The 18,392-nt window shown below is 69.7% G+C and carries 17 protein-coding genes and 1 pseudogene; 8 read left to right on the top strand and 10 right to left on the bottom strand.

From position 1 onward, the window contains the following. Window positions 1–182: 182 nt before the first annotated feature. The 3 genes from KUF83_RS09330 to KUF83_RS09320 all read right to left on the bottom strand — a co-directional run bounded on the left by KUF83_RS09330 (window position 183) and on the right by KUF83_RS09320 (window position 3,789). Entirely contained in the window at window positions 183–1,733 is a 1,551-nt protein-coding gene (locus tag KUF83_RS09330; protein WP_217454113.1) for a cellulase family glycosylhydrolase, read from the bottom strand. A gap of 185 nt (window positions 1,734–1,918) precedes the next feature. Then, entirely contained in the window at window positions 1,919–2,743 is an 825-nt protein-coding gene (locus tag KUF83_RS09325; RefSeq protein WP_217454112.1) for an ABC transporter permease, read from the bottom strand. After that, window positions 2,740–3,789, bottom strand: a complete 1,050-nt coding sequence (locus tag KUF83_RS09320) for an ATP-binding cassette domain-containing protein (RefSeq protein ID WP_217454111.1) — start codon at window positions 3,787–3,789, stop codon at window positions 2,740–2,742. Before KUF83_RS09320 ends, KUF83_RS09325 begins: the two co-directional genes overlap by 4 nt. A gap of 90 nt (window positions 3,790–3,879) precedes the next feature. On the opposite strand from KUF83_RS09320, the gene KUF83_RS09315 reads away from it, so the two are divergent. Next, the gene (locus KUF83_RS09315; RefSeq protein WP_217454110.1) at window positions 3,880–4,650 is read left to right on the top strand and encodes a TetR/AcrR family transcriptional regulator; all 771 of its coding nucleotides are present in this window, start codon (window positions 3,880–3,882) and stop codon (window positions 4,648–4,650) included. Window positions 4,651–4,694: 44 nt separating this feature from the next. Here the strand turns inward: KUF83_RS09315 and KUF83_RS09310 are convergent, their stop codons facing one another. Then, window positions 4,695–5,687 carry a WD40 repeat domain-containing protein gene (locus tag KUF83_RS09310; protein ID WP_217454109.1) on the bottom strand — a complete coding sequence of 331 codons (993 nt, stop codon included), beginning with the start codon at window positions 5,685–5,687 and terminating at the stop codon, window positions 4,695–4,697. 89 nt (window positions 5,688–5,776) lie between these two features. Between KUF83_RS09310 and KUF83_RS09305 the strand changes: the two genes are divergently transcribed. Both KUF83_RS09305 and KUF83_RS09300 read left to right on the top strand, forming a co-directional pair. Then, window positions 5,777–6,460: an SGNH/GDSL hydrolase family protein gene (locus KUF83_RS09305; RefSeq protein ID WP_217454108.1), complete on the top strand. Its 684-nt coding sequence runs from the start codon at window positions 5,777–5,779 to the stop codon at window positions 6,458–6,460. 88 nt (window positions 6,461–6,548) lie between these two features. Continuing rightward, window positions 6,549–7,136 carry a Uma2 family endonuclease gene (locus KUF83_RS09300; RefSeq protein ID WP_217454107.1) on the top strand — a complete coding sequence of 196 codons (588 nt, stop codon included), beginning with the start codon at window positions 6,549–6,551 and terminating at the stop codon, window positions 7,134–7,136. Between the two features lie 31 nt (window positions 7,137–7,167). Here KUF83_RS09300 and KUF83_RS42955 read toward each other — a convergent pair. From KUF83_RS42955 to KUF83_RS09275, 5 genes and pseudogenes are all read right to left on the bottom strand, one after another. Continuing rightward, window positions 7,168–9,892, bottom strand: a pseudogene (locus KUF83_RS42955) (DUF6185 family protein). Between the two features lie 123 nt (window positions 9,893–10,015). Beyond that, on the bottom strand, window positions 10,016–10,270 hold the full coding sequence (locus tag KUF83_RS09290; RefSeq protein ID WP_217454105.1) for a type II toxin-antitoxin system RelE/ParE family toxin: 255 nt from the start codon (window positions 10,268–10,270) through the stop codon (window positions 10,016–10,018). Beyond that, window positions 10,267–10,608 (bottom strand): hypothetical protein, encoded by a 342-nt coding sequence (locus KUF83_RS09285; RefSeq protein WP_217454104.1) that lies wholly within the window; start codon window positions 10,606–10,608, stop codon window positions 10,267–10,269. Before KUF83_RS09285 ends, KUF83_RS09290 begins: the two co-directional genes overlap by 4 nt. A gap of 55 nt (window positions 10,609–10,663) precedes the next feature. Continuing rightward, entirely contained in the window at window positions 10,664–11,680 is a 1,017-nt protein-coding gene (locus tag KUF83_RS09280; protein ID WP_217454103.1) for a hypothetical protein, read from the bottom strand. Between the two features lie 109 nt (window positions 11,681–11,789). After that, a complete protein-coding gene (locus tag KUF83_RS09275) occupies window positions 11,790–12,209 on the bottom strand; it encodes a hypothetical protein (protein ID WP_217454102.1) in 420 nt (139 codons plus the stop codon). 83 nt (window positions 12,210–12,292) lie between these two features. Here KUF83_RS09275 and KUF83_RS09270 point away from each other — a divergent pair, with 83 nt between their 5' ends. The 5 genes from KUF83_RS09270 to KUF83_RS09250 all read left to right on the top strand — a co-directional run bounded on the left by KUF83_RS09270 (window position 12,293) and on the right by KUF83_RS09250 (window position 17,653). Further along, a complete protein-coding gene (locus KUF83_RS09270) occupies window positions 12,293–13,105 on the top strand; it encodes a helix-turn-helix transcriptional regulator (RefSeq protein WP_308402951.1) in 813 nt (270 codons plus the stop codon). Further along, a complete protein-coding gene (locus tag KUF83_RS09265) occupies window positions 13,102–13,332 on the top strand; it encodes a DUF397 domain-containing protein (RefSeq protein WP_217454101.1) in 231 nt (76 codons plus the stop codon). The genes KUF83_RS09270 and KUF83_RS09265 overlap by 4 nt, the downstream gene beginning before the upstream one ends. Before the next feature lie 209 nt (window positions 13,333–13,541). Then, window positions 13,542–14,705, top strand: coding sequence for a 4-hydroxybenzoate 3-monooxygenase (locus KUF83_RS09260; RefSeq protein WP_217454132.1), 1,164 nt, complete (start codon window positions 13,542–13,544; stop codon window positions 14,703–14,705). A gap of 115 nt (window positions 14,706–14,820) precedes the next feature. Continuing rightward, window positions 14,821–16,521: a methyltransferase gene (locus tag KUF83_RS09255; RefSeq protein ID WP_217454100.1), complete on the top strand. Its 1,701-nt coding sequence runs from the start codon at window positions 14,821–14,823 to the stop codon at window positions 16,519–16,521. 139 nt (window positions 16,522–16,660) lie between these two features. Beyond that, complete coding sequence (locus KUF83_RS09250; protein WP_217454099.1) at window positions 16,661–17,653, top strand: aldo/keto reductase; 993 nt, start codon at window positions 16,661–16,663, stop codon at window positions 17,651–17,653. Window positions 17,654–17,793: 140 nt separating this feature from the next. Here KUF83_RS09250 and thpR read toward each other — a convergent pair whose 3' ends face one another. Beyond that, on the bottom strand, window positions 17,794–18,378 hold the full coding sequence (thpR, locus tag KUF83_RS09245; RefSeq protein WP_217454098.1) for an RNA 2',3'-cyclic phosphodiesterase: 585 nt from the start codon (window positions 18,376–18,378) through the stop codon (window positions 17,794–17,796). Window positions 18,379–18,392: the final 14 nt, after the last annotated feature.

The raw sequence follows: 18,392 nt of genomic DNA, 5'->3' as shown, positions 1-18,392 counted from the left end.
CCGGCGAACCACCGGGCGCCCTTTCTCGTACGTCCCGCGGTACTAGGCGGCGTCGTCAGGGCCCTGCAGCCCCCGCAGCCCCCACAGCCCTCGCAGGCCGCGCATGACATGCACGACGCGCACGGCTGCCTCACGATGCCGCCGCCCGTCAGCCCGGCGACACGGCCGCACGGCCGTACCCGTCACGTCGCCGTGCAGCTGACCGCCGGTACGCCCCCGGCTCCGGGTGCGCCTCCGAAGCCAAGGCTCGCCGAACCGCCCGCCGCGACGGCCCCGTTGTGACCGGCGTTCACGGCCGTCACGGTCGCCCCGCTCTGTGTGTAGGACGCGTTCCACATGTTCGTGACCTTCTGTGCGCCGGGCCAGGTCCACGTCACCTTCCAGGACTTGAGCGCGGTCGTACCGGAGTTGGTCACCTTCACCTCGGCGTTGAACCCGCCGCCCCAGTCGCTGCTGACGGTGTACGCGGCGGTGCAGGCGGCCGTGCCCCCACCGGGGTCCCCTGGATCGCCGGGATCACCGGGGTCGCTGCCCCCGGGCGGGAAGCCGGGCGCCTTGACGCTCGCGAGGTACCCGTCCTTCACCGTGTCCACGGTCTGCCAGTCGTCCTTCAGGATCCCGCCCGTGTCACCGGAGTTGGGGTTCCACGACCAGAAGGTCCAGGAGAAGCTGTCGGCGCCGTTCGTGCTCGTGGGGCGGAGGTACTTCACCAGCGCCGCGAGCCACTTCTGGTCGACGGTCGACTGGAGCGTCGTGCCGAACTCGCCCACCCACACCGGCGCGATGTTCTGCTTGAAGATGTAGCCCCAGTACTTGTCCCAGATGCCGGGCATGTTGTCGGGGAACGACGGATCGCTGAACCAGCTCTGCTGGGCCACGCTCGTGGCGTAGTCGTGGGCCGAGTACACCACCCGGTTGGGCACGTCCAGTTGCACCGGGTACCGCGCGACCCCCATCAGGTTGCCGCCCCACCAGCCGGACACTCCGTCGAAGGTCTGCACGCCCTCGACGAACACCAGCAGCTCCGGGTTGACGGACAGGACGGCGTTCCCGGCGCGCTGGGCGGCGAGCCGCCAGTCCCTCGCCGTGTCGCCGCAGCCCCAGCAGGCCGGATCGTGCGGTTCGTTGTGCAGGTCGATGCCGATCACCGTCGAATCACCCTTGTAACGGGTGGCGAGCGCCTTGAGGTTGGTGATCCACGTCGATTCGGGAACCGCGGACGTGTACCAGAGCGCGGACTGGCCGCCCGCGTCCGGCCGGTGCCGGTCCAGTACGACCTTCAGGCCGTCCTGACCCGCGTACGCCACGATTTTGTCCATGATCTGCAGGGGCGAGAGGCCCTGGAGGTCGGCGTTCTTGCCGCCGGAGAAGTCGATGCTGTTGGGCACGGAGCCGCTCTTGAGGATGTCGTCGCTGTACGGCAGCCGGATGGTGTTGTACCCGAGCGACTTCATCTGGTCGATCATGCTCTTGTAGTCGCGCGCCCAGAGTCCGTGGACGGCGTGGTTGGCGGTCTCGAACCCGAACCAGTTGATGCCGGCGATCCGTACGGACTGACCCGCGGCATCCCGGATCTGACGGCCGTCGGTGTGCCAGTACCCGGCTCCGGGGACGGCGGCCTCAGCGGTGACTGCCGTGCCCGCCGTCCCCGCCTGTGCGGCCTGGACACCGGCAAGCGGTAACAGGAGCGCCGCGGCGGCAGCACCCAGCGCTCTTCGCAAGCTGCGGAACATGTCGCTGCTTCCTCTCGGGAGGCGCGGACCCGGAACGGGTGGGAGCGCTCCCACCGCACCACGCACCCCCATGGAAGTAAGCCAGCGTGAACACGTCAAGAAGTCGTGCGACATCCGGGACGAACGAACCGCCCCGGACACCGCACGACCTTGCCTTCGCCGAGCACCTCACCTGCCGCGACTGCTCACCTGCTGAGCTTCTGGAACCTGCGGACCGCCAGCGGCACGAAGATCAGCGTGAGGACCAGCGGCCACACCCCCGCCATCAGCAGGGCGTGCTGCTCGACCCACGAGTCGCCACTGCCGACCGGCGTACCGAAGAGTTCACGCGTGGCCGCCGCCGTGGACGAGATCGGGTTCCAGGCCGCCACGTGGCCGAGCCAGTCGGGCATCAGCTGCGGCGCGACGAAGATGCTGGAGATCATCGTCAGCGGGAACGCGACCGCGAACAGACCGCCCGCCGCCTCCGGGTTGGGCACGAGCAGGCCGAGCCACACGCCGAGCCAGATCAGCGCGAACCGCAGCCACAGCAGCAGCCCGAACGCCCCCAGGAAGGCGAAGCCGCCGTCGGGGCGCCAGCCCATGGCCAGCGCGGTGAGCATCAGGATCGACAACTCCGCGCAGGCGACGATGAGATCGGTGACCCCGCGCCCGGCGACGACGGCGGACGGCGACATCGGCATGGAGCGGAACCGGTCGATGACCCCCTTCGTGGAGTCGTACACCACGAGCGTCGCCGTGTTGATGAACCCGAAGGCCATCGTCATCACGAACATGCCGGGCATGAGGAAGTCCCGGTAGTCGCCGCCGCCCGGCACCTGCATGGCACTGCCGAAGACGTATCCGTACAGCAGCACGGACAGGATCGGGAAGCCCAACTGCCAGGCGATGTTGATCGGTTGGCGCTGGTAGTGGGTGAGTCCGCGCCGGACGATGTTCCAGCAGTCGGCCAGCACCCAGTACGTACGGCCGCGCCCGCTCGGGGCGGTCACCTCAAGCGTCCCGCTCATACCGCGACCTCCTCGGTCTTCTCGGTCTTCCCGGCACCCGCGTGATCCCCCGTGCCCTGGGAGCCCTTGCCGCCTTCCGAACCCTGTGCGCCTCCCCCGGGCACGTCCGTGCGGTGGCCGGTCAGGTGCAGGAACACGTCGTCGAGGCTGGGCCTGCGCAGCCCGATGTCCTCCACGCGCACTCCCTCGTCCTGCAACGTCCGCGCCACCTCCGTGAGCGCGGCGACCCGGTCGGTCACGGGCGCGTGCACCCGCAACTCCGTCTCGTCCGACTCCGGTTCGCCGTCCGAGACCCGGGCGACGACCTTCACCGCCCGGGCGATGTCGGCGCGCTCGGCGACGACGACCTCGATCCGGTCGCCGCCCACCGCGCTCTTCAGCCCGTCCGGGGTGTCGTCGGCGATGGCCCGCCCCTGGTCGATGACGGTGATGTGCGAGGCGAGTTTGTCGGCCTCCTCCAGGTACTGCGTGGTCAGCAGCACAGTGGTGCCGCCGGTCACCAACGCCCGTACGGCGTCCCACACCTCGCCCCGGCCGCGCGGGTCGAGCCCCGTCGTCGGCTCGTCCAGGAACAGCACGCTCGGGGTGAGGATCATCGACGCGGCGAGGTCGAGGCGCCGCCGCATGCCGCCGCTGTACTTGCCGACGCCCTTGCCGGCGGCGTCGGTCAGGTCGAACTGCTCCAGCAGCTCCGTCGCCCGCAGCCGCGCGCGGCGCCCGCCCAGGTGGAAGAGCCGCCCGAACATCTCCAGGTTCTGCCGGCCGGTGAGCACCTCGTCCACCGCCGCGTACTGACCGGTGAGACCGATCCGCGCCCGGACCTCCCGCGGCCGCGCGGCCACGTCCAGCCCGGCCACCCGCGCGCTCCCCCCGTCCAGTTTGACCAGGGTGGAGAGGATGCGGACGGCGGTGGTCTTGCCCGCGCCGTTCGGCCCGAGCAGGCCGTGCACCGTGCCCTCGCGCACGGTCAGGTCGAAGCCGTCGAGGGCGCGCTTCTCGCCGTACCTCTTCTCGAGCCCTTCGGCCCGCACCGCGTATCCACTCACAGAACTCCCCCATCCCGGAAACTGAGTACATCGTACTCTGATGAGAGTACACCGTACCCAGTTTCGTTCCAAGGGATTACCCTGAGGCTCATGACAAGCGGTTCGGGTGGCACGGACACCAGCGGCAGCGGCGACATCGTCCGCACCCTCCACCTGCTGTGGGACATGGGCCCACGGCCCAGCCGCGGCCCCAAGCCGGGGCTCACGCTCGACCGGATCGTGGAAGCGGCGGTCCAGATCGCGGACGCGGAGGGCCTTGAGGCCGTCTCGATGCGTTGCCTCTCCACGGCGCTGGGCACCGGCACGATGTCCCTGTACCGGTACGTGCCTGGCAAGGGCGAGCTGCTCGACCTGATGCTGGACCACGTCCAGCGCACCGAGGGCGACATGTCCGTCTTCGGCGACAACTGGCGTTCGGCTCTGGAGGCGATGGCCCGCGAGAGCCTCGCCCTCTACCAGCGCCACCCCTGGCTGCTGAAGGTCAACCAGTCCCGCCCGGTCCTCGGCCCCAGCGCCATCGACGGCATGGAGAAGGTGATCTCCTGCATCAAGCCCATGGGCCTGAGCGACCCCGAGCTGGTCTCGGTGGTCATCATGATCGACTCGTACGTCACCGGGGCCGCCCGTTCCCAGCTCTACACCCAGGAGGCGGAGCGCAGGACAGGCCTGACGGACGCGGAGTTCTGGGCCGCCCATGCACCGATCCTGGAGAAGGTCATGACGAGCGACCGCTTCCCCGTGATGTCCTCACTCTCCGAGGACTCCTTCAGCTCGGACTTCGACCACTTCGGCTTCGGCCTCCAGCGCATCCTGGACGGCCTCGACACCCTCGTCACCCAGCGCCGGGGCGCGGGCAACTGAGCGACCGGGCCCGCAGCCGACGCCCGGACCTCCGGCGGAGCCACTCACCCCCGACGGCGGAACAACCGCTTGAGTCCGTAGAGGACGGCGAGCGCCGCCGCCAAGGCGATCGCACCCGTCTTCAGGCCGGTGCCCGACCCGTCGTCGCCCTCGGCCCCGTCACCCGAACCACCCCCGCCCGAAGACGACTTGCCGTCTCCACCGCCACCGGGGAAGTTCCCCGGTTCCACGGAACTCCCGGCACCCTCGCTCCCGTACAGCAGGGCGGAGCCGTCCCGGGTGTACGTCATCGACTCGCCCTGCCCCATGAGCGGCACGCTCAGTCCGTCCTGCCGCTTGGGCTTCCCGTCGTTCCACTTGTACGCGATGCCGTTGAAGTAGCCGCGTACGGAGAGCTGCTTGCCGTCGGGCGAGAAGGCCCCGTCGGTGACCCAGAGGTCGATGTCGGCGGTGCGCTTGAAGATGTTGGTGCCGGAGGCGGAGAGCTCGGCGGGCCCCTCGTACAGGCCGCCCCCGTTCTCGTTCTTCGAGACGATGTAGGCCCGGCCGGTCTTCGGATGCACCATCAGCGCCTCCGCGTCCCGTGCCCCCTCCGCGTACTTCACGTCGTACTGCGTGGCCCGGACGGTCTGGTCCTTCAGCTGCTTCGGTTCGGGCAGCTCGTAGATCCACACGTGGTCCCACTTGCCGCCGAGGTTGTCGCCGATGTCGCCGACGTAGAGATGGCCGTTCGCCCCGACGGAGATGGCCTCCACGTCGCGGGGCCGGCCGACGCCCGTCATGGTGACGGTCGCGACGGTCTCGCCGGTCCTGCTGTCGACGGCGTAGAGGAAGGCGCCGTCGTCGCTGTCGTTGTGGGTCCAGTAGACGCCCGGGTGGGCCCGGGAGGCGGCGAGCCCGCTGGACTCGGTGATCCGGGGGTCCTTGAGCGTGAACCCGTCCGCGCCCTCCGCCCCGTCGTCATCGGCGGCAACGGCGGGCGCGGCGAGCACCCCGGCGAGTAGGGCCCCGGCAAGGAGCACGAGCGAGCGACGCATGCCCCAAGACTGCCATCCCCGCCGCCGGTTCAGCGGGGCGTGTCCAGCTTCACACCCCGCCTCCGCCGGTGATCGTCCATCATGAGCGGATGCTCAGGTTCATGCCGGTCGGCGACTCCATGACCATCGGAAGCGCCGGCGAACACACATGGCGTTACCGGTTGTGGCAGCACCTGTGCGGGACGTACGGGAGGCCGTTCGAGATCGTCGGCCCCCGGGAGACGCTCTACGACAAGGCCACGGCCGCCGCCGACTCGTACGAGTACGCCGACCCCGGCTTCCCCCGCGGCCACCTCGCCGGCTGGGGCGAGGGCTGGCAGCACCTGGCCCCGCTGATCGGCGACGCGGTCCGCACGACCCGCGCCGACGTGCTCCTCGTCTCGCTGGGCCTGATCGACCTGGGCTTCTACACGAACGCGACGCAGACGACGGAGAACGCCCGCTCGTTCGTGGCGCGGGCCCGCACGGCGAACCCCCGCGTGTCGATGGTGCTGCTGCCGGTGATCCCGAACGTCCGCGCCGAGACCGACGCGCCCTTCGCCGCCGAGGTCGCCCGTTTCAACGAGCTCCTCGCGAAGACGGTGGCGGACCTGGACGAGCCCGCGTCCCCTCTCCTCCTGGCCTCGGTCCCGGAGTCGTACGACATCAGCCTGGACACGTACGACGGCACGCACCCCAACGCCTCCGGCGAACACAAACTGGCGGCGGCCTTCACCGACGCGATGCACCAGGCGTGGGGCGTGGGCGAGCCGTACCGGGCCGAAACCACCTGACCGGATCACGACGTGCCCTGGTCACCGTGCGTATCGTTGTACTGCGCGGCTGCACTCGTCCGAGGAGCGGCCGGGGAGGAACGCCACGATGACCGTCCTTGACGACAGGATCGAGATGGCCGACGAGAGCAAAGGGCTCACGCTCGACGTGCTGTTCGAGCACCTGGAGCGGATGCCCGTCCCCGAGGGATACAAGGTTGAGATCGTCGAGGGGGCCATCTTCATGTCGCCGCAGCGGGACACTCACTGGGAGATCATCGCGGACCTCTTCGAGCAACTCCGGACCAAGTACCCGCGGAAGCGCGTGAAGTCCGACGTCCGTGTCGACTACCCGGGTCAGCTCAACGGCTTCGCGAGTGACGTGACGCTGGTGGCCGAGGATGCCACCAAGGCGGACAACGGGTACTGGCGCTGCCAGGACGTCCAGTTCGTCGCCGAAGTGATTTCCAGGGGCACCGCCCCCAACGACTACGGCCCCAAGAAGACCGCGTACGCCCTCGCCGAGGTCCCCGTCTACCTCATCGCCGACCCGTACCAGGGCAAGTGTCACCTCTTCACCCAGCCCAAGGACGGGGAGTACATCAGTGAACTCTCCGTCACCTTCGGCGCGGACGTCGACATGACGAACACGCCTCTCGGCCTCACGCTCAGGACGGACGAGTTCCCCCGGGACTGACGCCGCGCCCTTCGACGGGACCCCGCCTCGGTCACTTGCCCTCCGGAGGCTCGGGAGTCACCGCGGGTTCCGCGAAGAACTGCCAGATGGTGATCATGGCAATGATCTGGGCGACCAGATAGGCGACCTGCAGCGAGTAGTAGCGCATCTGGTAGACGGACAGCAGCAGCCCGAGACGGCTCTGCCAGTAGCGCCGTTCGCCCCGGAACGTGTCGAGGTCGAGCGCGATTCCAGTGACCGTGAGGACGAAAAGCATCGCCGAGATGTGCAGAGCGAGATTGCCGACGCCTTCGTGGGTGAACCAGGCGAGCAGGGCGTCGAGCCCGGCGGGCAGCGCGAACGCCAAGGTGACCGGAAGCGCCTTGACCGCTCCGCGCCGCCCTGGGAGCACACGCCACAACGCTCCCAGCACGAACCCTCCTCCCGCCCAGGTGACCATCCAGAAGACCAGCGCGAGCACCATGTCCGGGAAACCGAACTGGTTGGAGAGGGTGGACTCCCACGCCTCTCCTCGGACCATCCATGCCCAGGTCGCCAGGACGGCCGCCGGCATCCCTGGTATCAGCGCGAAGCGGGCACCCCTGCTTCCGTTGGCCCACCAGGTGTCGCGCGGACCCAGCGCCAGGGCCACGTCCACCACTGACACCTTTGGCGGGAGCCGGTCCGGGGCGGTGAGCACGCCGCCTGCGGGCCAGTCGTGCAGACCGCTCAGTTTGCCTTCCTCGGCCTCTCGTACGGGGGGGCTGGTCACCAAAGAGCCCTTGGTCGAGGCGGCGCAGAATGGCATGGATCTCGCGGTACTTGCGGGCCCTGGTGAGCAGTTCGGTGCGGGCGCCGGGCTCCAAAATCTTGGCGAACGTGCGACCGGAACGGGTGAGGGACTGCGCCAGGACGGAGCGGCGGGTGACGAGGGTGACTACCCAGTAGAGAGCCAGCATGTGCAGGGGCACCCACACGCTCAAGGGAAGGGCCACACCCAAAGGCCAGCCGCCGCCCAGCCCTACCCCGACGGTGAAGAAGGTGAGGAACAACAGACGTTCGGCGCGGTCTCCCGGCCGGTCCAGTGGCGACAGGGCGGAGGAGGTGTGCCAGGCACGAAGCGCGGCCAGTGCGGCCAGTGCAGTCAGCATCCACAGGTAACCGGTGATCCAGTCCTGCCCGTTGGAAACGGCCCACATCGCGTCCCAGAGCAAATTGACCCGGTGGTCATTGCCGTAGTCGAAGTCCACGGGCTCGCTCAGCCAGGAGGCGCGCTGCCAGTTGCGCTCCTGTGCCAACGCGACGCACACGGCGATGAATACGGTCGCGGCCATCACCGCCGGCAGGACGAAACGCAGGCGCAGAGCCCGGTCCGTGCCAGGAACCCGGCGGCTCTCCGGGAGTAGTTGTCCGTCAGTGGCGAGCCGCCAGGCGGCGGCGACACAGGCGAGCAGGGTCAACGCCATGACACAGCACACAGAGGCTGTCTGCGCGGCAAGCGCCTTGTCCGAGGCGATATAGACGTAGTCCACCGGGGTAGGGCGGACCGGACGTAGATCGAAGCGCTCGGGCCATTTCATCTCCGCGAGCGGCAGCAGAGCCAGCAGTCCCGCTATCGCCCAGATCCGCCGAGGCGGTCTGGCGAAAGCCAGCAGCAGAACGACGACCGTCAGGGCGAGGCCGTGCCCGTGGAAGATCCACTCGTCGAGCCACCGGTCGTCGCGCCTGCGCTGCACATACCTGTTGATCAGGTCGTCCGCCAGGGTCAGCCCGTCGACGGCGACGGCGACCCAGGCCCACGCGACGAGATTGCGCCGCGTGCTCCGCTGCCGGTCGGTCGGCGTAGCAGAACGCGCTCCATAGCCTCGGGCCACAACCAACAGCAGGGCGGACACCACGACCGTCCACAGCCACATGCCGAGTTTGTTCGCCCCCAGCACGATGAGCCTGTTGTTCTGCGCGGCCCAGGTACGTTGCCAGGAAGGCCGGAGCCAAACGGTGACGGCGGGCAGTGAACGAGCCTTGGCCTTCTGCCGGGCCGGAGCGTCCTTCTCCTTGGCCCTGCTCTCCGCGCCCTTCTTCTCCGCCGCGTCGTCCGCCGTCGTCTTCTGCTGCTGCACGGCTTCAGGCCGCCACACAAGAGCTGTGTCTCCCTGCCCCGAGTAGGGCTTCGGCTTCGCCGACTCGGCACCCGGCTCCCCCGGGTCCACCGTGATCCTGTCCCACCGAGCACCTGCGAGAGCGGGTGGTGCCTGGAGCCGTACAAACCACCGCTCAGCACCGGTGCGTACGCTCCACACCCCAACCGTGAGGTCGGACCGGTACTGGTCGACCCATGAGTGCACCCTGTCGACGACCTTGACGCGCCCGCCCTTCGACACCACCACGGGATCGCTGACCCGCCACTCCGCCCAGTGTCGCTGCTGCTTCTTCTGCTCACTCCTGGTGAGACAGGCCATGGCCCTGATGTACCGGCGACTGCCCTCGCTGAGCAACAGGTCCGGTGCCAGGGGCCAACTGCCCGGCACATCGACCGTCAGCCGGGTGACGACCTTGGTGTACGTCCGGTCGTCATGCTGGAACTCCACCGACGTGCTGACCCGCGCCTTGGCGAGCCCCGCTCTCTCGCAGGTGTCCTGCGACGGCGCTGCCGCCCGAGCGCCCGCCGGTACGACCAGCACCCACAGCAGTCCCACAAACGCCGACAACGCCCACTTGAACACACGGGTCCTCAACAGACGCCCCCCACTGAATCCGTGGCGCACATCATGGCTCATGCCACTGACATCTGCCGAGGGCGCTTGACAGCCAACACCCCTAGTGAGAGGGGACGTTGCCGACCGCCCGGACGCAGCTCCTCCCCGTGACCAGCTCGCCGCCCAGCTCATCGGTGGCAGCCGTCAGACCTGTGTCCGGCCCACCATCAGCACCTTGATCGCCACTCGTGCGCCATCGATCTCGTACGTGACTCGGTACGCGCCCACCCGTAACCGCCGCAGATCGGTGCCGCCCAGCTTGCTGCTCTCGGGCGGCTCGGGTTCGAGGGCGAGGGAGTTGATCGCCTGGACCAGCGGCTTGACGGCGTCTCCGTCGCGCGACTTGAGGCGTCGCAGGCCGGCCGCCGCGGCCGGTTCCCAGATGATCGTGAGCCTCATGAGGCCTTGCCCTTCAGCATGTCCTCGACCTCGGCCTGCGTGTATGCACCGCCACGGGTCGCCTTGGCCCGCAGCGCGGTCACGAGGTCGGCGAAATCGATGGCAAGGGCCTTGGCATCCGCGTCGGTGGCCGTGTCGGCGAGGGACTGCGTCCACCAGTGGTCGAGGAACGCCTCGAAGGCGGCACCTTCGGAGAGGGTGGCCAGTTCGGCATCGAGGTCCGGCAGCCGGTCGGGGCGGAGGGCCGCGCGGATCCCCTCAAGGTTGCGCGGCACCACGCGCCCGGTGAATCCGACGGCCTCGCGGGCCTCCTGAAGGATCTCGCTCCATGCCGCCATGTCCCTGCTCCTCTCCGAGGCCGCCTTCCGGGCTGCGGCAGCAGCGTATGACGCCCTAGGCACCGGAGGCACACTCCTGTACGCGCGTCCGCCAACCGTCGGAGAGCGGCTGGAGTGTCACCTCAAACGCGGCGGCCGTACGACAGCGGAGGCAGTGGGTCTCCTCGCTCCGGGGGCGGAAGACGTGTTCGGCCCCCGGCCCCGGGCAGGTCACCAGGCCACGCCGGGCCGGGGCCACGGCTCGCTCGGGCGGTGGCGGAGGAGTGACCTGGCGCCTCGCCGACGGGAGCTTCTGCACCAGCCGGTGGCGCAGGAACCCGACCGCCGAGCGGACGCCGTCCGTCGGGAGACCGGTGGTCAGGGCGCGCCGAAGGTCGGCCGCCGAGACACCCCGTCGCAGCCACTCCGCCGCCGCGTCGGCCAGCAGCCGGGCCTCGCGTACGCCGAGGAGCAGGTCCCCGTGCGCGTGACGGAGGGACAGCAACACCCCTTCCGCCTGGACGAGTTCGGATTCGGCCTCGGAGTCGGCCCCGGAGTTGGGTACGGGCTCGGGCTCGGGTTCCTCGCCGACAGCAGCTTCATCGGCACCCGGAGTCGGGTCTTGGGGTGGTGGGTGGGGAAGGTTCTTCTCTCCCAGGTCTTCTCTTTGGGGAGAGTCACCGACCGTCCGCTCCCTCGGTCCGCCGACCGTCGGTGGCCGCTCACTCGGTACGTCGTCGCCCACCCCCATGTCCGCCCCTCCCTCTCGGACCCGGGACGCCTCGTCACGCGTGAGGGTGACGTTGGCGAGGAGTTGTTCCGTGACCCAGCGGCCCCGCGCACCCTGCTCGCGCCACTCGTGCAAGTAGCCGCAGTCGGAGAGGAGTTGCTTGGCCTTCTGGTACGCCCGGCCCTTCAGGCCCAGCCTGGCCGCGTGTTCGCTGAGCGGCTTGGTGGCGGCGGCCTCGGACTCAGGGAGCCCTTGTACGTACAGCAGCAGAACCTTCGCGTCATTGTTGAGCCGCGAGTGCCGTACGACGTCGTGCGAGGCTTTCGTGTAGCGCCGAACCGGCGCGATAGCATGCCGAAGCATCCTTGGTGGACCTCGAGGCTTCCACTGGTGGTGAAGGTCCTCGGACGGTGTTGGTAGCACCTCCGGGGACCGCTCCGCACACAGACGTGCACGGAGTGTGATGTCGCGGTCACCGTACAGCACCGATCAAGCGGCTCACCACCTCATGCAGCAAGCCCGCCTCCACGAACGGCACTTCGGCCGTCGGCTCCGACCGCCACTCCAACGGCCAGGTCAGCCCACCCAACGCGGGCACCCCCACGTACGCCCATCCCTGCGCGTCCCGCCCCAGCGCGCGCACCCCGGCAGGCCAGCGGTGGCCCGTCGCACTTTGCGGGGGCAACAGGAAGTACATGTACCGGTGCCCCGTCGCCTCCCGGACGATCGGCCCCGCCTGAAAGTCCGTGAACTGCATCAGCTCGTACGCCACTTGTTCTGCGAGTACGCCCGCGATGCGTACGGCGTCGAAGTGGATGCCCGCATGACGGAGGCCGTGTCCGGAGGCGGGGATCCAGGCGTGAGCGGTGGCGTGGGGAGTTTTCGGGTTCATGGAGCAAATGCTTACGGGCCGTCACATACTGTGACCAGGGTTACACAAGGTCCGTGCACCTCTGTGCACTTGGGGAGGTCGTTGTGCACTCCGGTGATCAGGCTTCGAGCAACCTGGAGATGTTCGGCTCGTTGCTGCGGTTCTTCCGCGAACGGGCTGGGATCACGCAGGAGGGGTTGGGCGGACAGGTCGGGTATTCCAAGTCCCAAGTGGCGATGGTGGAACGGGGCGAGCGTCCGCCGAAGGGAAAGCTCGTCGAGATCGCGGACGAGGCGCTCGGTGCACAAGGTGCACTCCTTGCGGCGGGCAAGGAGTTGAAGACCAGCCGATTTCCCTCATGGTTCGAGAACTACGCCGAGTTGGAAGCCAAGGCCGCCGCCATCAGCATGTACGCGAACCACGTGGTTCCTGGCCTGCTCCAGGCGGAGGGGTACGCACGGGCGATCTTCAACTGTCACTGCCCGCCCTTGGAGGACGACGAGGTCGAGGCCCGAGTGGCGGCCCGGCTGGAACGCCAACAGGTCCTTCAGCGCAAACCCGCCCCGCTCGTCGGCTTCGTGCTGGAGGAGCACACGCTGACCCGGCCTCTCGGCGGCCCCACGGCTCTCAAGGACCAGCTGAGCCGCCTCCTTGAGATCGGCCGACGGCGCAATGTCGAGATCCAGGTGCTGCCCCACAACCGCGAGGTCCACGCCGGGCTGAACGGCCCCATGATTCTGCTGGAGACGGCTGAACGCGATCGCCTCGCCTACGTCGAGGGTCCCAGTGGCGGGTACTTCGTGGACCAACAGCCCGACCTGGGAGACCTGTTCGCGCGGTATGGCATTCTGCGAGCTCAGGCCCTCAGCCCCGAGGATTCCGCCCAACTGATCGAACAGGTGGCAGACGGACTATGAGCACCGACCTGAAGTGGTTCAAGAGCAGCTACAGCGGTGACCAGGGCGGCGAATGCGTCGAGATAGCGATCGCCGAAACCCCCCTCACCCCCGCCGCCACCATCCACATCCGCGACTCCAAAGCCCTCACCGCCCTCACCGCCCCCGCCGCCCCCACGCTCAAGGTCACCCCCGCCACCTGGTCCGCCTTCCTCCCGGTCGTCCAGGCTCTCGACCTGCCGGAGTGAGCCACCGCCGGTTAGCCGTGTGACCACCGCCGGTCAGCCGTGTGAACCACCGCGGGTCAATACACCAGCGCCCGCCCCCTGTGGTGATCTTGGCGGTCAAGCCAGGCATTCAGGTGATTCTGGTGAGACAACCGGTTTTAGGCTACTTAATATCTGCTTCCGTGACAGACGGGAAAAGTCGGCGGCAAGCGGCCGAACACGCGACCGGTGTGGTCGTCCTCGGGGCCGGGCCGGCCGGGCTCGTGCTCGGCAACATCCTTGTGGACAGGGGGATCGACTGCGTCGTCCTGGAGCGGGCGGAGCGCACGCATGTGCAGACGCGGGCACGTGCCGGGTTCCTGGCCGCCAACACCGTACGGACGCTGGAGCGGCACGGTCTCGCCGAAGGCCTGCACCGGCGCGGGCAGCTCCACAGCACCTGCGAGTTCCGTACCGAGGACGGCCGGTTCCGGCTGGACTACGGCGGGCTCGGGCAGGGCGAGTCGCACACCGTCTACCCCCAACAGGACCTGGTGACCGACCTGTTGGCGCGGTTCCTGGAGCGCGGCGGACAGATCCGCTTCGGCACCGAGGCGGTGGCCGTGCGCGCGGCCGACAGCGAGCGGCCCGAGGTGGCGGTGCGGGAGGCCGACGGACGGCCCGGCCTGTGGCGGGCGCGGTACGTGGCCGGCTGCGACGGGCGGCACGGCGCGGCCCGGCGTTCGCTGCCGGCCGGCACGGTCCGCCACCACCGCGATCACGGCGTCACCTGGCTCGGTCTGCTCGCCGAGGCGCCGCCCAGTCTGGACGCCGTCGGATACGCGGTGCACGAGCGCGGGTTCGCCGGGCACATGGCCCGCACCAGTGAGGTCACCCGCTACTACCTGCAGTGCGAGCGCGGCACCCCGGCCGACGCCTGGTCCGAGGAGCGGATCTGGGACGAGCTGGAGCTGCGGATGCGGGCGCGCACATACGGTCCGCTGAACCGCGGGCGCCTCGTGCAGCGATCCGTCGTCGACCTGGAGTCCGACGTGCTCGAACCACTGCGCCACGGCTCCTTGTTCCTCGTGGGTGACGCCGCCGCTCTGATCAGCCCGTCCGCCGCGAAGGGCGCCAATCTCGCGGTCCTGGAGGCGGAGGTCCTGGGCCGCGCCCTGATCGACGACCTCGCCGTCGGGGACTCCAAGGGCCTCGACGCCTACTCGGCGCGGTGCCTGACGCACATCTGGCGTGCGCAGGACTTCTCGCACTGGATGATCGGGCTGCTGCACGGCCCGTCCGGCGCGGACGGCGAGTCGCTGTTCCACAACTCCCTGCGCCGCTCCCGCCTCACCTCGCTGCGCACCTCGCGCAGCCAGCAGGACTGGTTCGCCGAGCACTACGTCGGCGTATAGCCCCCTCCCCCGATATCCCGTCACCGCTTCCCGGGATCCCCCACCGCTTGCCAACTCCGCACCCGCGTACGTCCGTACGCGTACATCCGAACACCGGAATGAGGATCCACCCGCAATGATCACGGCATTGTCGGGCGATACGTCCCGCCTGCGCGCGACGGTCGGCTTCGTCAAGGAACAGGACACCGCCACACTTTTCCAGCTCCTGCTCCCCGGGCTCGACGGCCCGGAGCTGCGGGCCCTGGCGGAGCGCTGCGACTTCTCGCACGCGGCGCTGCTCGTCTTCCCGCCCGACGAGGCGGCGCTGAGCGCCGCACTCGCCGACTGCGGGCTGGTCGCGGACGCACCACCGCGGCCGAGTGTCGTCGTGCGCGAGCGTCTGGCCGTACGGCACGGGCGGAGTGCGGCGGAGCTCGACGTCGGCATTCTGCGCCCCGCGGTGGAGTGCCTGGACGGGGCGCGGCGCATGGTCGAGGTGTTCGCGCTGACCGTGCCGCCGGGGTCGGACCTCGACACGGTCGCCGCGCACGAGCGGGAGCACCAGCACGAGACGCATGTCGCGTTCGAGGTCACGACACCGGACCCGCTGGTGCTGCGCGGCCTGTGCGCGGCCTTCGGGCGGTACGGCGCCACCCCGGACGGCGGCGGCTACAACCCGCACGAGAACGGCACGGTGTTCTACTTCAGCGCGCCCGCCGAGGCCAAGGCCGGGTACCGGCGCGTGGAGCTGTACGTCCCCGGCGACCACCGTGACGTCCTCGCCGCGCACCTCGACGAGCACCGCAGGCGACAGCCCGCCGAGAGCCTGCTGCGCCTGCTGACCGGGGCGTGGACGACGCAGGCCCTGGCCGCGTTCGCACGCCTCGAGGTGGCCGACGCGATGGACGAGGACCGGTCCGTCGACGTGGCGGAACTGGCGTGTGACGTCGGTGCCCTCGCGCCGAACCTGGCCACCCTGCTGCGCTACCTCGCCATGCTCGGCGTGGTGAGCGAGGACCGCGACGGTTTCCGGCTCACGGCGACCGGCAGGCTGCTGCGCGCGGACGCCGAAGGGTCGATGCGGGCGCTGGCGCTGATGTACGGGGGACCGTTCTACGAGTCCTTCGCCGGGCTCGACCACACCGTGCGCACCGGGCAGGTCGCCTTCGAGCGGCGCTTCGGCGAGAACCACTTCGACCACTTCGCGCGCGATCCCGCGCTCGCCGAGCTCTTCGACCGGTCGATGGCGGCCGGTTCACGGATGTTCGACCCGCTGCCCGTGCACCCGGTCCTCACCGCGGCGGCCGAAGGAGCCACGGTGGTCGACATCGCGGGCGGCGACGGGGAACTGCTCGGCCGAATCCTTTCGGCACATCCCCGCCTGCACGGCCTCCTGCTGGAGCGCCCGCACACCGTGGAGACCGCCCGCCGTCTCCTCGGCGCGGCCGGCCACGCGGAGCGGTGCGCCTTCAGGGCGGGCGACTTCGCGGACGTCCCCGCGGGCGGTGACGTCTACGTCCTGTCGCGCGTCCTGCACGACTGGGACGACGACCGCTGCATCGAGATCCTGCGCCACTGCGCCCGCGCGATGCCGCCCGCCGCCGATCTGCTCGTGATCGAACGCGTCCTGCCCGCCGACGGCTCGGCCTCGCTGGCCACGGCCTGGGACCTGCACATGATGTGCAACGTCGGCGGCCGCGAACGGAGCGCCGCACACTACGCCCGCCTGTTCGCCGAGGCGGGCCTCACCCTGGTGGGCGTGTCCGCGCTGCCCCTGGACGGCAGCGTGCTGCACGTCCGCGGGACGGGCCCGGCGAACACCGGCTCCAAGCCCTAGGGGTCCCTAGGAATCCCTGGAGGTTGAGCTCCCTGTCGCACGCGGGGCGGGCGTCCGCCCCGCGTGCGCGCTTGATCGGCCGGGCGTGTCCCAGGCGGGGTGTTGCCTAGAGCGCACTCCACGCCGTTGGCTAGGAGCCATGAAGTACACGCAGCTGGGACGCACAGGACTCAAGGTCAGCCGACTCGTGCTCGGCACCATGAACTTCGGGCCGCAGACGGACGAGGCCGACAGCCACGCCATCATGGACGCGGCGCTGGACGCGGGCATCAACTACTTCGACACCGCCAACGTGTACGGCTGGGGCGAGAACAAGGGCCGTACCGAGGAGATCATCGGCAGCTGGTTCGCCCAGGGCGGCGAGCGGCGCGACAAGGTGGTCCTCGCCACGAAGGTGTACGGGAACATGGCCGCCGACGGCGACGCCTGGCCCAACCACGACAAGCTCTCCGCGCTGAACATCCGGCGGGCGGTGGACGCCAGCCTGAAGCGGCTGGGGACCGACTACATCGACGTCTACCAGTTCCACCACGTCGACCGCCGTACCCCCTTCGAGGAGATCTGGCAGGCCGTCGACGTCCTGGTCCAGCAGGGCAAGATCCTGTACGCCGGATCCTCCAACTTCCCCGGCTACAAGATCGCCCAGGCCAACGAGATCGCCGCTCGCCGGGGCGGCACGATCGGTCTCGTCAGCGAGCAGTGCCTCTACAACCTCGCCGAGCGACGCGCCGAGATGGAGGTGATTCCCGCCGCGCGGGAGTACGGGCTCGGGGTGATCCCCTGGTCGCCGCTGCACGGCGGGCTGCTCGGTGGCGTCATCAAGAAGGAGGTCGAGGGCGGGCGCAGGGCGAGCGGCCGGGCCGCCGACTCCCTCGCGAACACCTCGATCCGCGCCCAGGTCCAGTCGTACGAGGACCTGCTCGACAAGCACGGGATCGAGCCCGGCGAGGCCGCCCTGGCCTGGCTCCTCACCCGGCCCGGCGTGACCGGTCCGATCGTCGGTCCGCGCACCGCCGGTCAGCTGGAGTCGGCGCTGCGAGCCGTCGAGCTCGAACTGAGCGAGGAGCTCCTGACCGGCCTGGACGAGATCTTCCCGGGCCCGGGCCCGTCCCCGGAGGCTTTTGCCTGGTAGCGGGCGTTCTTCGCCGGGTGGCGGCCGGTCATCTACCGACGGCCGCCGCCATCGCCACCACAACGAACATCAGCACAAGCACACCGGCCATGATCCGGTTCCGCGTCTTCGGGTCCACGCGTCGAGCGTAACCGGCTCCTTCAGGCATCCCCGCCGAGGGGCCCGCCCAGGGGCCACCGGGCCAGCGACTCGTACCGCGGCTGCTCCCCCGGCACGCCCGAGGCGGGCAGCCGGCTCCGCATCAGGGACAGCTCGCCGACGGTCCAGGCCCGCCCCTCGAAGCCGTCCAGCGCGGACACGTACGGAGCGAAGTCCGCCTCCTCACGGCTGCGGGCCAGCGTGAGGTGCGGCCGGTACCGGCGGTGCTCCTCCCGGTCCACGCCCGCCTTCCGCCCGGCCGCCGCCGCCCGCTCGGCGAGCAGCCGCAGGGTCCGTACGTCTCCCGCGGCGCCCGCCCACAGCGCGCGGCCCCCGAAACGGCCGCCACCCCGAAGGGACAGGGGGAACGGGCCGGTCCGCCGTGCCGCCCGCTCCAGCCGGACCGACAGCTCCGGCACGACCTCCTCGTCGACCTCGCCATAGAACGCGAGCGTGAAGTGCCAGCCGGACCGGGCGGTCCAGCGCAGCCCATGGTCCGCGCCAGGCAGCTTGCGCAACTCACCTACCGCCGAGTCGAGTTCGTCGGTCACTTCCTTCGGGGGCAGCACAGCGGCGAAGAGTCTCATGGCAACCAGGGTCC

The sequence above is a fragment of the Streptomyces sp. BV286 genome (genome assembly GCF_019090165.1).
GTDB lineage: Bacteria > Actinomycetota > Actinomycetes > Streptomycetales > Streptomycetaceae > Streptomyces.
Note: the sequence above shows the minus strand (reverse complement) of the source record. Positions and strands in the feature narration are given on the sequence as shown.